The following is a 13,520-nucleotide window of genomic DNA, read 5'->3' on the forward strand; positions in this document are numbered from 1 at the left end:
GACGATCCGGCACGGGGCCGCCGCGCCGGACCGTACGGGGTACCCGTATCGCACCACCTCGCCACTCTCGTCGCGGGGAGGTGTCGCCGTGCGCGCGGCCGGGGTAGGACGCAGGATGTCCCCCCGCACGCGGATCGCCGGGGCCGTGTGGGGTTACCATCCGAACGTACGGTCAGTAAATGACTCCTCGTGGAGGTCCGCCATGGCCACGCTCCGAAGCTATGTGACCGGTTCCTGGCACACGCCGGGCGAGGAGGGCGCCCCGCTGCACGACGCGGTCACCGGCGAGGAGGTCGTGCGGATCTCCTCGGCCGGCGTCGACTTCCGGGCCGCCCTGGAGTACGGGCGCCGCGCCGGCGGTCCCGCGATCCGCGAGCTGACCTTCCACCAGCGGGCGGCGCTGCTCAAGGCCCTGGCCTCCCATCTGCGGGAACGCCGCGAAGAGCTGTACGCGCTGTCGCTGCGCACCGGCGCCACCCGGGGCGACTCGCGCTTCGACGTCGACGGCGGCATCGGCGCGCTGTTCTCCTACTCCAGCAAGGGCCGCCGCGAGATGCCCAACGACACCGTCTACGTCGAGGGCGCCGTGGAGCCCCTCGGCAAGGGCGGCACGTTCGCCGCGCAGCACATCTGCACGCCCCTGCGCGGCGTCGCGGTGCAGATCAACGCGTTCAACTTCCCCGTCTGGGGCCCGCTGGAGAAGCTCGCGCCCGCGTTCGTCGCCGGCGTGCCGTCCCTGATCAAGCCCGCCGGCCAGACGGCCTACGTCACCGCGCGGCTGGTCGAGATGATCGTCGAGTCCGGCCTGCTGCCCGAGGGGTCGGTGCAGCTCGTCTGCGGCAGCGCGGGCGACCTGTTCGAGCACCTCACCGAGCAGGACCTGGTCGCCTTCACCGGCTCGGCCTCCACCGCGCAGAAGCTGCGCACCCACCCGGTCGTCGCCGCGCGCTCGGTGCGGTTCAACGCCGAGGCCGACTCGCTGAACTGCTCGATCCTCGGCCCGGACGCCGTACCAGGAACCGCGGAGTTCGACCTGTTCGTCGCCCAGCTCGTCAACGAGATGACGGTGAAGGCGGGGCAGAAGTGCACGGCGATCCGGCGGGCGTTCGTCCCCGAGGGCCTGCTCGGCGACGTCGCCGAGGCCACCGCCGCGCGGCTCGCCGCGATCACCGTGGGGAACCCGGCGGACCCGGCGGTCGGCATGGGCGCGCTGGCGAGCCTGGGCCAGCGGGAGGAGGTCCGCCGCGCGCTCAAGGCCCTGACCGCCGCGGGCTCGATCGTCTTCGGCGATCCCGACCGGGTCGACGTGGTCGGCGCCGACGCCGAGCGCGGCGCGTTCGTCTCGCCGGTGCTGCTGCGCGTGGACGAGGCCGACCGGCCGGAGCCGCACGAGGTGGAGGCGTTCGGGCCGGTCAGCGCCCTCATGCCGTACACCTCGGCCGAGCACGTGATCGAGCTGGCCGCCCGGGGCCAGGGGAGCCTGGCGGGGTCCATCGTGACCGGCGACGCCGGGTTCGCCCGGCAGGTGGTGCTCGGCACCGCGCCCTGGCACGGCCGCCTGCTCGTCCTGGACGCGAAGGCCGGCAAGGAGTCCACCGGGCACGGCTCGCCGCTGCCGATGCTCGTGCACGGCGGCCCCGGCCGGGCCGGGGGCGGCGAGGAGATGGGCGGCGTCCGGGGCATCCTGCACCACATGAACCGCACGGCCGTCCAGGGCAGCCCGGACATGCTCACGGCGGTCACCGGCCGTTGGGTGCAGGGCGCGGCGCGGGACACCTCCGGCGTCCACCCCTTCCGCAAGCACCTGGAGGACCTGAGGATCGGAGACTCGGTCGCCGGCGGGCCGCGCCGGGTCGAGCTGGAGGACATCGAGCACTTCGCCGCGTTCACCGGGGACACCTTCTACGCGCACACGGACGAGGAGGCCGCCCGGGCCAACCCGTTCTTCGACGGCAGGGTGGCACACGGCTACCTGATCGTCTCGCTGGCCGCCGGGCTCTTCGTCGACCCCGACCCGGGGCCGGTGCTGGCCAACTACGGCCTGGAGAACCTCCGGTTCCTCACGCCGGTCTACCCGGGCGACGAGCTCACCGTCACGCTGACCGCCAAGCAGATCACCCCGCGCGAGGGGCTGGAGCACGGGGAGGTCCGCTGGGACGCCGACGTCACCAAGCAGGACGGCTCGTCGGTCGCCAAGTACGACGTGCTGACGCTGGTGGCCAAGCGCGAGACGCCCGACTTGCGAGGCGGGCAGGGGTGAGCCAGACTATTAACTGACCGAACGTTCGGTGAAGGTGGCGAGGCATTGGCTGACCTCCAGGAACACTTCGACCGCACGATCGCGCGCGACCAGCGCGTGGAGCCGCGCGACTGGATGCCCGACGGCTACCGCGGCACGATGGTCCGGCAGATCGCCCAGCACGCGCACTCGGAGATCATCGGCATGCAGCCGGAAGGGGCGTGGATCACCCGGGCGCCGTCGCTGCGCCGCAAGGCGATCCTGCTGGCCAAGGTGCAGGACGAGGCCGGGCACGGCCTGTACCTGTACGCGGCCGCCGAGACGCTCGGCGCCGACCGCGCCGAGCTGACCGCCAAGCTCATCGAGGGACGGCAGAAGTACTCCTCGATCTTCAACTACCCGACGCTCTCCTACGCGGACGTGGGCGTGATCGGCTGGCTGGTCGACGGGGCGGCGATCTGCAACCAGGTGCCGCTGTGCCGCAGCTCCTACGGGCCCTACGCCCGGGCGATGATCCGCATCTGCAAGGAGGAGTCCTTCCACCAGCGGCAGGGCTATGAGCTGCTGATGACGATGATGGCGGGCACCCCGGCGCAGCGCGACCTGGTCCAGGACGCGGTGAACCGCTGGTGGTGGCCCTCCCTGATGATGTTCGGCCCCCCTGACCACGCCTCGCCCAACACCGAGCGCTCCATGGCCTGGAAGATCAAGCGGCACACCAACGACGAGCTGCGGCAGCGCTTCGTGGACATGACCGTCCCGCAGGCCGAGGCGCTCGGCGTCACCCTGCCCGACCCCGACCTGCGCTGGAACCCCGAGCGCGGCCACCACGACTTCGGCCCGATCGACTGGTCGGAGCTCCAGCGCGTGATCAAGGGGGACGGGCCGTGCAACGCCGAGCGCGTGGCCGTGCGCCGCGCCGCGCACGAGGACGGCGCCTGGGTCCGCGAGGCCGCCGCCGCGTACGCCCGCAAGACCCGCGACGGGGAGGCGGCATGAGCGAATGGCCCCTGTACGAGGTGTTCGTGCGCGGCAAGCGCGGGCTCAACCACGTCCACGTCGGCTCGCTGCACGCCGCCGACGACGAGACCGCCCTGCGCCACGCCCGCGACCTCTACACGCGCAGGAACGAGGGCGTCAGCATCTGGGTGGTGCGCTCGGAGCACATCGCCGCCACCAGCCCGGACGAGAAGGACCCGTTCTTCGCGCCGAGCGGCGACAAGGTGTACCGGCACCCGACGTTCTACACGATCCCCGACGACGTCCCGCACATGTGAGGCCGCCATGTCTGACATGTCCGACACGCCAGCCGTGCATCCCGACGCGGCGCCCGGCAACGCCTACGAGGCGCTCAACGAGGCCGACGACCCGCGCTGGGCGTTCGGGACCGGCTTCACCGACCCCCTGGCCGGCGTGGACACGAGCCTGCCGCCGGGCGTGGACGGCGCCGACCTGGCCGCGTACTGCCTCATGCTCGGCGACGACGCCCTGATCATGTCCCACCGCCTCCAGGAGTGGTGCACCCACGCGCCCGAGCTGGAGGAGGAGGTCGCGCTCGCCAACATCGCCCTCGACCTGCTCGGTCAGGCACGGCTGCTGCTCGCCCGCGCCGGGACGGCCGACGGGACCGGGCGCGACGAGGACGCGCTGGCGTTCCTGCGCGACCCCGGCGAGTTCCGCAACGTGCGGCTGGCCGAGGCCCCGAACGGCGACTTCGGGCACGCCATGGCCCGGCTGCTCGTCTTCGCCACCTGGCGGCTCGCCCTGCTCGACCGGCTCACCGCCTCCCGCGACCCGGTCCTCGCCGCGGTCGCCGCCAAGGGCGTGAAGGAGCTGGCCTACCACCGCGACTACGCGGCCGGCTGGGTCGTCCGGCTCGGCGACGGCACCGCCTACTCGCGCGAGCGCGTGTACGAGGGACTGTCGGCGGTGTGGCCGCTCGTCCCCGAGCTGTTCGCCGCCGACCCGGTGGAGTCCCGCCTCGCGGACGCGGGCGTGGCGGCCGACCCCGCCGCCCTCCGCGCGGAGTTCGACGCCGTGCTCGACCAGGTGCTGGCCGCGGCCACCCTCACCCGGCCGCCCGTGCCGTCCGAGGGGCCGGCGCTCGGCCGCGGCGGCGCCCACACCGAGGCGCTCACCGTGTTGCTGGAGGAGCTGCAGAGCGTCGCCCGCGCCCACCCGGGGGCACGATGGTGAGCCGGGCGCGGGAACGGGGCCGCGCGGGCGAGGTCGCCGCCGCCGTGGCCGACCCCGAGCTGCCCATGCTCACCCTGGCCGACCTCGGCATCCTGCGCGAGGTCACCGAGACCGGCGACGGCCGCGTGGTCGTCACGATCACGCCGACCTACAGCGGCTGCCCCGCCATGGACGCGATCCGCGCGGACCTGTCCGCCGCCCTGCGCGCCGCCGGGTACGCCGACGTCGAGATCCGCACCGCGCTCACGCCGCCCTGGACCACCGACTGGATCGGCGAGGCCGGCAGGCGCAAGCTCGCCGCGGCGGGCATCTCCCCGCCGGGCCCCGCCGCGCCCCGCGCCCCCGGCCCGGTGCCGGTCGCGCTCGGCCCGGTCCGCAGGCGGCCGGCCTGCCCGAACTGCGGCTCCGGCGAGACCGGGGAGATCTCGCGCTTCGGCGCGACCGCGTGCAGGTCCCTGTGGCGCTGCCAGGCGTGCCACGAGCCGTTCGAGCACGTCAAGGAGATCTGAGATGGCCGGACGCCTCCCTGAGGACCTTCAGGCGAACCCCGGGCCGGGGGAGCCGGGCGGCGCGGTGCGGGTGGCCGAGCGCGCCCGCGGCCGTGCCGCGTTCACGGCGCTGCGCGTCGCCCGGGTCGAACGGATCTGCGAGGACGCCGCCGCGATCACCTTCGACGTGCCGCGGGACCTCGCCGAACGGTTCGCCTTCCTGCCCGGCCAGTCCCTGACCGTCCGCGCCGTCGTGGACGGCCGCGACGAGCGCAGGTCGTACTCGATCTGCTCCCCGGCCGGCGGGCCGCTGCGCATCGGCGTCCGCGAGATCCCGGGCGGCCTGTTCTCCACCTGGCTCGTGCGCCACCTCAGGCCCGGCGACACCCTCGCCGTCCAGCCGCCGGGCGGCGCCTTCACCGCCGACCTGAGCCGCCCCGGCCACCACGTGTTCATCGCCGCCGGGTCCGGCATCACGCCCGTGCTGTCGATCGCCTCGTCCGCGCTCGCCGTCCCCGGCGCCCGGGCGACCATCTTCTACGGCAACCGCACCACGCGGACCGTCATGTTCGCCGAGGAGCTCGCCGATCTGAAGGACTCCGCGCCCGCCCGCGTCGAACTCGTCCACGTGCTGTCCCGGGAGCCGCGCGAACCCGAGCTGTTCACCGGCCGCCTGGACGCCGCCAAGCTGCGGGTCCTGCTCCCCGCCCTCACCGCCGTGCGCGAGGTCGCGCACTGGTGGCTGTGCGGGCCGTACCAGATGGTCGTGGACGCGCGGCGGGTGCTCGCCGAGCTCGGCGTCCCGTCCGAGCGCCTGCACCACGAGCTGTTCTACGTGGACGAGCCGCCGCCCGCGCCCGTCCGGCCCGTGGCGGGCCCGGGGGAGCGGGCGACGGCCGAGGTCACGGTGATCCTGGACGGCCGCGCCACCACCGCCGCGCTGCCCCGCGACGTCACCGTGCTCGAAGGCGCGCAGCGCGTGCGCCCCGACCTGCCGTTCGCCTGCAAGGGCGGCGTCTGCGGCACCTGCCGGGCCCGCGTCGTGGACGGCGAGGCCGACATGCGCAGGAACTTCGCCCTCGAACCCCGCGAGGTCGAGGCCGGGTACGTGCTGACCTGCCAGTCGTTCCCGAGCTCCGCCAGGCTCACCGTCGACTACGACGCCTGACGCCGCCTCATGCGACCTGCCCCGCGACGGGCAGGCGCAGGTGCCAGCGGCGGCCGTCGGAGGTCACCGTCACGTGGCCGAGCGGGGGGACGTCCACGCCCCAGAACGCGCGCGGCGGGGCCGCCATCGCGTGGACCACCGCCGCCCTGACGACCGCCGGGTGGGTGACGGCGAGGACGCGCCCGTCGCCGTGCCGGGCCGCCAGCCAGCCGGCCACCCGGCCGATCAGCGCGGCGACGGACTCGCCGCCGTGCGGGGCCGCCTCGGGATCGGTGAGCCAGGCGACGAAGCCCTCCGGGTGCTCCGCCTGCACCTCGGCGAGCGTGCGGCCCGCCCAGCGGCCCGCGTCCAGGTCCCTCAGCCCGTCGTCCACCTCGGCGGCCAGGCCCAGGCCCTCGGCCGTCCGCAGGCAGCGCAGCGAGGGCCCGCACCGGACACGCGGCGCGAGGTCCGCGAACAGGGGCGCCGCCTCCGCCACCTGACGGACACCCTGGGGCTCCAGCTCTTCGTCCGTGGGGAACGCGGCCCGGCGGAGCGCGCTGGTCGGGGCGTGGGAGAGCAGGACGATCCTCGCGGTCACGATGTCCACTCCTGGGGTGGGAGGAGGTGAATGTCTCCCTTGAGGTCAGTTGACGCGTCTGTGGTTCACACCGTAGCGTCCAAGCCGACATTGATGACGGTGTGGGGAAGACCAGCGAGATTCTGGCACGGCCGCGCCACTGTGACCGGTCCTTCGGGGCCGGGAGTCAGACCCTCCATCGTCACCGGAACTCCCTATGGGACGCGTGATCCCGAGGAGGCACTTGTTCATGGCCAACGCCGCCGTTCCCCAGTCCCGGCCCGTACCCGTGCGCATTCCCGTCAGGGAACTGCTGCCGTGGACCGTCTTCGCCGGAGTCCTCGCCCTCGCCCTCATCTACTTCGTCGGCGCCGAACAGGGCGCCACCTCGCTGATCTCTGGCGACACCGTGCACGAGTTCGTGCACGACGCGCGCCACCTGCTCGGTTTCCCCTGCCACTGAGGCGGGGCCGGAACCGAGATGGTGAGAAACCTCCTGGTCCGCGGCATGCTCGCGGGCCTGGCCGCCGCCGCCCTCGCCCTGGTCTTCGCCTGGGTCTTCGGAGAGCCCCAGGTCGCGGGGGCCATCGCCGTCGAGGAGAGCGGGGGCGGCGGCCACGCGGCCCCCGCCCCCGCGGTGCCCGGCACCGGGTCCGGTGAGACCACCGGGCACGATCACGACGACGAAGGTCCCGTCAGCCGGGACGTGCAGTCCACCGTCGGGCTCGCCACCGGCCTCGGCGTGTTCGGGGTCGCCGTCGGCGGGCTGTTCGCGCTCGCGTTCGCCTTCGCCCACGGGCGGCTCGGCGCGCTCGGGGCGCGGGCGACGGCGGCGCTGCTCGCGCTGGGCGCGTTCGTGGCCGTCGAACTCGTGCCTTTCCTGAAATATCCCGCCAACCCACCGGCGGTGGGCGACCCCGCGACGATCTCCCGCCGGACGGTCCTGCACCTGGCGACGCTGGTCATCTCGGCCCTCCTGGCCGTCGCCGCCGTCCACCTCGGCCGCCTGCTCGCCGCGCGCCACGGCGCCTGGAACGCCACCCTGCTCGCCGTCGCCGCCTACCTCGCGGCCGTGATCGTGACGTACCTGCTCATGCCCGCGGTCGACGAGGTGCCGTCCGACTTCCCCGCCACCTTGCTGTGGCGGTTCCGGCTCGCGTCCCTCGGCATCCAGGCGATCATGTGGAGCGGCATCGGGCTGACCTTCGGCGTGCTCGCCGAACGCGCCCTCGCGCCGCGCCGCGCGCTCGCCACCGCCGCCTGACCCCGGGCCGTCCCCAGCCCCTGGCCACCCGCGGCGTCGCGCCGCTCGGAAGGACGTTCTCGCCATGCCGGACCGCCCGGCCGCACGCCACCACTACCCCTTCACCGCGGTGGTGGGACTCGACACCCTCAAACTGGCCCTCATCCTCAACGCCGTCTCCCCCCGCACCGGCGGCGTGCTGATCCGCGGCGAGAAGGGGACGGCCAAGTCCACGATCGTCCGCGCGCTGGCGGCCCTGCTGCCGCCGGTCGCGGTCGTCCCCGGCTGCCGCTTCTCCTGCGACCCCGCCGCCCCCGACCCCGGCTGCCCCGACGGCCCGCACGGCGACGACCCCGGCGCCTCGGTGCGCCCCGCGCGGCTCGCCGAACTGCCCGTCGGCGCCACCGAGGACCGCCTGACCGGCTCGCTCGACCTGGAACGCGCGCTCACCGAAGGCGTCAAGGCGTTCGAGCCCGGCCTGCTCGCCGCCGCGCACCGCGGCGTCCTGTACGTCGACGAGGTCAACCTGCTGCACGACCACCTGGTGGACCTCCTGCTCGACGCCGCCGCGCTCGGCACCTGCTACGTCGAGCGCGACGCGGTGTCGGTCCGGCACGCGGCCAGGTTCATGCTGGTCGGCACCATGAACCCCGAGGAAGGGGAACTGCGGCCCCAGCTCCTCGACCGCTTCGGCCTCACCGTCGAGGTCGCCGCCTCCCGCGACCCGGGTGAGCGGGCCGAGGTCGTCCGCCGCAGGCTGGCCTTCGAGGACGACCCCGAGGGGTTCGCGGCACGCTGGGCGGCCGAGGAGAACGACCTCGCCGCCCGCATCGCCGCCGCCCGTGACCGGCTCCGCGCGGTCGAACTGCCCGACGCGGCGCTGCGCCGCATCTCCGCCGTCTGCGCCGCCTTCGACGTGGACGGGATGCGCGCCGACCTGATCACCGCGCACGCCGCCATGGCCCATGCCGCCTGGCGTGGCGGCACGCAGGTGACGGCCGACGACATCCGGCAGGCCGCGCGCCTCGCCCTGCCCCACCGCCGCAGACGCGACCCCTTCGACGCACCCGGCCTCGACGAATCCGAACTCGACACCCTCCTCCAGGACCCCGACCTCGACCCCGAACCCGACCCGGACGGTCCTGCCGGGCGTGGCCCCGATGGCGGCCCCGATGGCGGGCGGGACCCCGGGGCCGCCGATCCCGAGGACGGCCTGTCCGGCGGATCGGACGACGGCACCGAGCCGCACCCGGATTCCGGCCCCGACGCCGGGCCTGACCTCGACCCGTCCCCAGGTCCAGGCGGCAACGGCCGGACCCCCGAGCCGGCCCCCGGCGACCCCGCTCCGGCGGGCGGCCAGGCCGGACGGCACGGCGAGACCACCGGCGATCAGGACCTCGGGCAGCGGGCCGCGCAGGCGGGCGAGCCGTACCGGGTGCGCGCCCTGACCGTCCCCGGGCTCGGCGCGGGCGCGCCAGGGCGGCGGTCCCGGGCCCGTACGCCGTCCGGCCGCGTCTCGGGATTCCGCCTCCCCGAGGGCCGGATCGCCGCGCCGCACCTGACCGCGACCCTGCGCGCCGCGGCGCCGCACCAGCGCGCCCGCGGCAGGACCGGGCCCGGCCTGGTCCTGCGCCGCGACGACCTGCGGGAGGCCGTGCGCGAAGGCCGCGAGGGCAACCTCGTGCTCTTCGTCGTGGACGCCAGCGGCTCGATGGCCGCGCGCCGCCGCATGGGCGCGGTCAAGGGCGCGGTGCTGAGCCTGCTGCTGGACGCCTACCAGCGCCGCGACAAGATCGGCCTGGTGACGTTCCGTGGCACCCGCGCCGAGCTGGCGCTCCCGCCCACCTCCTCGGTGGAGGCGGGGGCCGCCCGCCTGCGCGCCCTGCCCACGGGCGGCCGCACCCCTCTCGCGGCCGGGCTGCGGCGGGCCGCCGACGTGCTGCGCGCCGAACGCCTGCGCGACCCCGCGCGCAGGCCCCTGCTCGTCGTGGTCACCGACGGCCGGGCCACCGCGGGCTCTCCCGCCGACCTGCGCGGGGCGGCGGCCCTGCTCAGGGATGTCGCCGCCGTCGTGGTGGACTGTGAGAGCGGGCCCGTGCGGCTCGGGCTGGCCGGAGGGCTGGCGCGGCTGCTCGGCGGCGAGGCCGTCCGGCTGGAGGAGCTGGCGGCGGGAAGCCTGCGCGATCTGGTCCGCGAACGCCGGAAGGCGGCCTGACATGCCTCAAGGGAAGCCGGCCCAGGTGCCGGACGACGGCCTGACGACCCGGCAGCGGCGCGCCCGCCCGCTGGTCTTCGTCCACACCGGGCCCGGCAAGGGCAAGTCCACCGCGGCCTTCGGGCTGGCCCTGCGCGCCTGGAACCAGGGCTGGCCGATCGGCGTGTTCCAGTTCGTCAAGTCCGCCAAGTGGCGCGTCGGCGAGGAGCGCGCGCTGACGGTGCTCGGCGAGTCCGGCGCGGGCGGCACGGTGACCTGGCACAAGATGGGCGAGGGCTGGTCCTGGATCAAGAAGGCGGGCGCCGAGGAGGACCACGCCGCCGACGCCCGCGAAGGCTGGGCGCAGATCAGACGCGACCTGGCCGCCGAGACCTACCGTCTCTACGTGCTCGACGAGTTCACCTATCCGATCAAATGGGGCTGGATCGACGTCGAGGACGTCGTGTCCGCCCTCGCCGCCCGCCCCGGAACCCAGCACGTGGTCATCACCGGAAGGGACGCCCACCCCCGCCTCCTGGAGGCCGCCGACCTGGTAACCGAGATGACCAAGGTCAGACACCCCATGGACTCCGGCCAGAAAGGCCAGAAGGGCATCGAATGGTAACCCGCGTCGCCTCTTCACCCTCCGGCCTTCCGGTCCTGCCGTGGCGGGGCGGGCATGGTTGAGGTTCCGCGTCTGGTGATCGCGGCGCCGGCGTCGGGGTCGGGGAAGACGACCGTCGCGACCGGCGTGATGGCGGCGCTGACCGCCAAGGGGGTCGCCGTGTCGCCGCACAAGGTCGGCCCCGACTACATCGACCCGGGCTACCACACGCTCGCCGCCGGGCGTCCCGGCCGCAACCTCGACCCGTGGCTGACCGGCGAGGACCTCCTCGTCCCCCTGTTCCTGCACGGCGCGGCGGGCGCGGACCTCGCGGTCATCGAAGGCGTGATGGGCCTCTTCGACGGCGCGTCCTTCCCGCGCGGCGCGGTCCCCGGGGCGGACGCCGACCACTTCGCCTCCACGGCGCACGTCGCCCGGGTTCTCGGCGCGCCGGTCGTGCTTGTGGTCGACGTCTCGGCGCAGGCCGGGTCGGTCGCGGCCCTGGTGCACGGCTTCGTGTCGTACGACACCCGGGTCCGCGTCGGCGGAGTGATCCTGAACAGGGTCGGCTCGCCCCGGCACGAGCAGATCTGCCGCGACGCGCTCGACGCCACCGGCCTGCCCGTACTCGGCGCGATCCCGCGCACCGACATCGCCGGCACCCCGTCCCGCCACCTCGGCCTCGTCCCCCCCGCGGAACGCAGCGCCGAGGCCGTCCGCGCGGTCGCGTCCCTGGGCGACCTGATCGACGCGACCTGCGACCTGCGCGCTTTGACGGACCTCGCCAGAAGCGCGCCCCCGCTCACGGCCCACCCATGGAACCCCCACGAGGCGATCGCCCCCACGACCGTCGACCGCACGCCGGGCGGCGCGCACGATGTGACGGCGCGGGCGGGCGGCGAGGTCGTCGTCGCCGTGGCCGGGGGCAAGGCGTTCACCTTCGGGTACGCCGAGCAGGCCGAGCTGATCGCCGCGGCCGGCGCGACCGTCGCCGTGTTCGACCCGCTCACCGACGAGCGGCTGCCCGAGGGCACCGCCGCCCTGGTGCTGCCGGGCGGCTTCCCCGAGGTGTACGCGGGGGAGCTGTCGGCCAACGAGCCCCTGCGCCGCGCGGTGGCCGCGTTCGGCGGCCCCATCGCCGCGGAGTGCGCCGGCCTCCTCTATCTCTGCCGCGAGCTGGACGGCCGCCCCATGTGCGGGGTCGTGAACGCGACCGCGGCCATGACGGACACGCTGACGCTCGGCTACCGGGCCGCCGTGGCCGTGCGCGACTCGGTGCTGACCCGCGAGGGCGAGCGCTACCACGGGCACGAGTTCCACCGCACCCGCGTCACGCCCGCCACCGGCGACCGCCCCCTCTACCGGTGGCGGGAGGCCGCCGACGGCTTCGGCGGCCCACGACTGGCGGCCTCCTACCTGCACCTGCACTGGGCAGGCAGCCCTCACCTGGCGGCCCGACTGGTGACCGCGGCTCGGACCGGTGGGCTGTGAGCCGGGCCGTGGTCGTGGTCGGGATCGGGGCGGACGGGTGGGCGGGGCTCGGGGAGGGGGCGCGCCGGGAGATCCGCGCCGCGGAGGTGCTCATGGGCGGCGCCCGGCAGCTCGCCCTGGTCCCGGACACCGGAGCGGAACGCGTGACGTGGCCCTCCCCGATGCTGCCCGTCGCCTTCGGCCTCATCGCCGAGCGCGAGGGCAAGGCGGTGTGCGTGCTGGCCAGCGGCGACCCGATGCTGTACGGCTTCGGCGCGACGCTGGCGCGGACGCTCGGCCCCGGGCGCGTACGCGTGCTGCCGCACCTCTCCTCGGTGTCACTGGCCTGCGCCCGCATGGGGTGGCCGGTCGAGGACACCCAGGTGGTGACCCTCGTCGGCCGCCCCGCCGACCTGCTGACCCGCGCGCTGCGCCCGTCGGCCCGCGTACTCGTCCTGAGCGCCGGCGCCGCCACCCCCGGCGAGGTGGCCCGCCTCCTCGTCGCCCGAGGGTACGGCCGCAGCCCCATGACCGTGCTCGAACGGCTCGGCGCGCCCGAGGAGCGCCTGGTCGAGGGCATCGCCGCGACGTGGGACGCGGCCGCGGACGCCCTGAACGTCGTCGCCCTCGAATGCCGCGCGGACCCGGGGGTGACCGCGCCGCCGTGCGTGCCCGGCCTGCCCGACGACGCGTTCGAGCACGACGGCCAGCTCACCAAGCGGGAGGTGCGCGCGGTGACGCTGTCCCGGCTCGCGCCCCGGCCCGGGGAACGGCTGTGGGACGTGGGCGCGGGCGCGGGCAGCGTCGCCGTCGAGTGGATGCGCGCCCACCCGTCCTGCGCGGCGACCGCCGTCGAGTCCCGCGCCGACCGGGCCGAGCGGATCGGGCGCAACGCCCGCGCGCTCGGCGTCCCGGGCCTGCGGGTCGTGCACGGCAAGGCTCCGGAGGCGCTGGAGGGGCTGGACCCGCCGGACGCGATCTTCATCGGTGGCGGGACCACGGCGCCGGGTGTCCTTTCCTCCTGCTGGGACGCGCTCGGGCCCGGCGGCAGGCTGGTCGTCAACGCGGTCACCGTGGAGTCGGAGGCCGTCCTGGCCTCCTGGCACGCCCGCCTCGGCGGCGACCTGCTCCGCCTGGCCGTCCACCGCGCCGGCCCGGTCGGCGGCTTCACCGCCTGGCGCCCCGCGATGCCCGTGACCATCTGGACGGCGGTCCGGCCATGAGCCGGGGCGGGCGCGGCGCCGCGTGAGGACTCCATGAGGACGCGAAGGCTTCGTGCGGAGCTGAAGGCTTCGTGAGGACGTGAAGGCTTCGTGTGAAGGCTTCGTGAGGACGTGAGGGACGTGCGGGAACGCGAAA

At 75.1% G+C, this 13,520-nt stretch carries 13 protein-coding genes; 12 read left to right on the forward strand and 1 reads right to left on the reverse strand.

The window, feature by feature from the left end:
- The first annotated feature begins 202 nt into the window (after positions 1-202).
- Genes paaZ through paaE form a run of 6 tightly spaced genes read left to right on the forward strand, consistent with a single transcriptional unit; the run spans position 203 to position 6,091 of the window.
- The gene (gene paaZ / locus BJ981_RS20150) at positions 203-2,260 is read left to right on the forward strand and encodes a phenylacetic acid degradation bifunctional protein PaaZ (protein WP_184612853.1); all 2,058 of its coding nucleotides are present in this window, start codon (positions 203-205) and stop codon (positions 2,258-2,260) included.
- Between the two features lie 45 nt (positions 2,261-2,305).
- A complete protein-coding gene (gene paaA, locus BJ981_RS20155; RefSeq protein ID WP_184612854.1) occupies positions 2,306-3,238 on the forward strand; it encodes a 1,2-phenylacetyl-CoA epoxidase subunit PaaA in 933 nt (310 codons plus the stop codon).
- A complete protein-coding gene (gene paaB, locus BJ981_RS20160; protein ID WP_184612855.1) occupies positions 3,235-3,516 on the forward strand; it encodes a 1,2-phenylacetyl-CoA epoxidase subunit PaaB in 282 nt (93 codons plus the stop codon). Before paaA ends, paaB begins: the two co-directional genes overlap by 4 nt.
- Before the next feature lie 16 nt (positions 3,517-3,532).
- On the forward strand, positions 3,533-4,435 hold the full coding sequence (paaC, locus tag BJ981_RS20165) for a 1,2-phenylacetyl-CoA epoxidase subunit PaaC (protein WP_184612856.1): 903 nt from the start codon (positions 3,533-3,535) through the stop codon (positions 4,433-4,435).
- Entirely contained in the window at positions 4,429-4,944 is a 516-nt protein-coding gene (paaD, locus tag BJ981_RS20170) for a 1,2-phenylacetyl-CoA epoxidase subunit PaaD (protein WP_184612857.1), read from the forward strand. Before paaC ends, paaD begins: the two co-directional genes overlap by 7 nt.
- A 1-nt stretch (position 4,945) precedes the next feature.
- Positions 4,946-6,091 (forward strand): 1,2-phenylacetyl-CoA epoxidase subunit PaaE, encoded by a 1,146-nt coding sequence (gene paaE, locus BJ981_RS20175; RefSeq protein WP_184612858.1) that lies wholly within the window; start codon positions 4,946-4,948, stop codon positions 6,089-6,091.
- A gap of 7 nt (positions 6,092-6,098) precedes the next feature.
- Here paaE and BJ981_RS20180 read toward each other — a convergent pair whose 3' ends face one another.
- Positions 6,099-6,671, reverse strand: a complete 573-nt coding sequence (locus BJ981_RS20180) for a histidine phosphatase family protein (RefSeq protein WP_184612859.1) — start codon at positions 6,669-6,671, stop codon at positions 6,099-6,101.
- 229 nt (positions 6,672-6,900) lie between these two features.
- Here BJ981_RS20180 and BJ981_RS20185 point away from each other — a divergent pair, with 229 nt between their 5' ends.
- From BJ981_RS20185 to cbiE, 6 genes are all read left to right on the forward strand, one after another.
- On the forward strand, positions 6,901-7,113 hold the full coding sequence (locus tag BJ981_RS20185; RefSeq protein WP_184612860.1) for a CbtB domain-containing protein: 213 nt from the start codon (positions 6,901-6,903) through the stop codon (positions 7,111-7,113).
- A gap of 18 nt (positions 7,114-7,131) precedes the next feature.
- Positions 7,132-7,914, forward strand: coding sequence for a CbtA family protein (locus tag BJ981_RS20190; RefSeq protein WP_184612861.1), 783 nt, complete (start codon positions 7,132-7,134; stop codon positions 7,912-7,914).
- Between the two features lie 64 nt (positions 7,915-7,978).
- Positions 7,979-10,108: a putative cobaltochelatase gene (locus BJ981_RS20195; RefSeq protein WP_184612862.1), complete on the forward strand. Its 2,130-nt coding sequence runs from the start codon at positions 7,979-7,981 to the stop codon at positions 10,106-10,108.
- A gap of 1 nt (position 10,109) precedes the next feature.
- Complete coding sequence (gene cobO, locus BJ981_RS20200) at positions 10,110-10,712, forward strand: cob(I)yrinic acid a,c-diamide adenosyltransferase (RefSeq protein ID WP_184612863.1); 603 nt, start codon at positions 10,110-10,112, stop codon at positions 10,710-10,712.
- 54 nt (positions 10,713-10,766) lie between these two features.
- Positions 10,767-12,182 (forward strand): cobyrinic acid a,c-diamide synthase CobB, encoded by a 1,416-nt coding sequence (locus BJ981_RS20205; protein ID WP_184612864.1) that lies wholly within the window; start codon positions 10,767-10,769, stop codon positions 12,180-12,182.
- A complete protein-coding gene (cbiE, locus tag BJ981_RS20210) occupies positions 12,179-13,384 on the forward strand; it encodes a precorrin-6y C5,15-methyltransferase (decarboxylating) subunit CbiE (RefSeq protein WP_184612865.1) in 1,206 nt (401 codons plus the stop codon). The genes BJ981_RS20205 and cbiE overlap by 4 nt, the downstream gene beginning before the upstream one ends.
- Positions 13,385-13,520 lie beyond the last annotated feature (136 nt).

Source organism: Sphaerisporangium krabiense, from assembly GCF_014200435.1.
Taxonomy (GTDB): Bacteria; Actinomycetota; Actinomycetes; order Streptosporangiales; family Streptosporangiaceae; genus Sphaerisporangium; species Sphaerisporangium krabiense.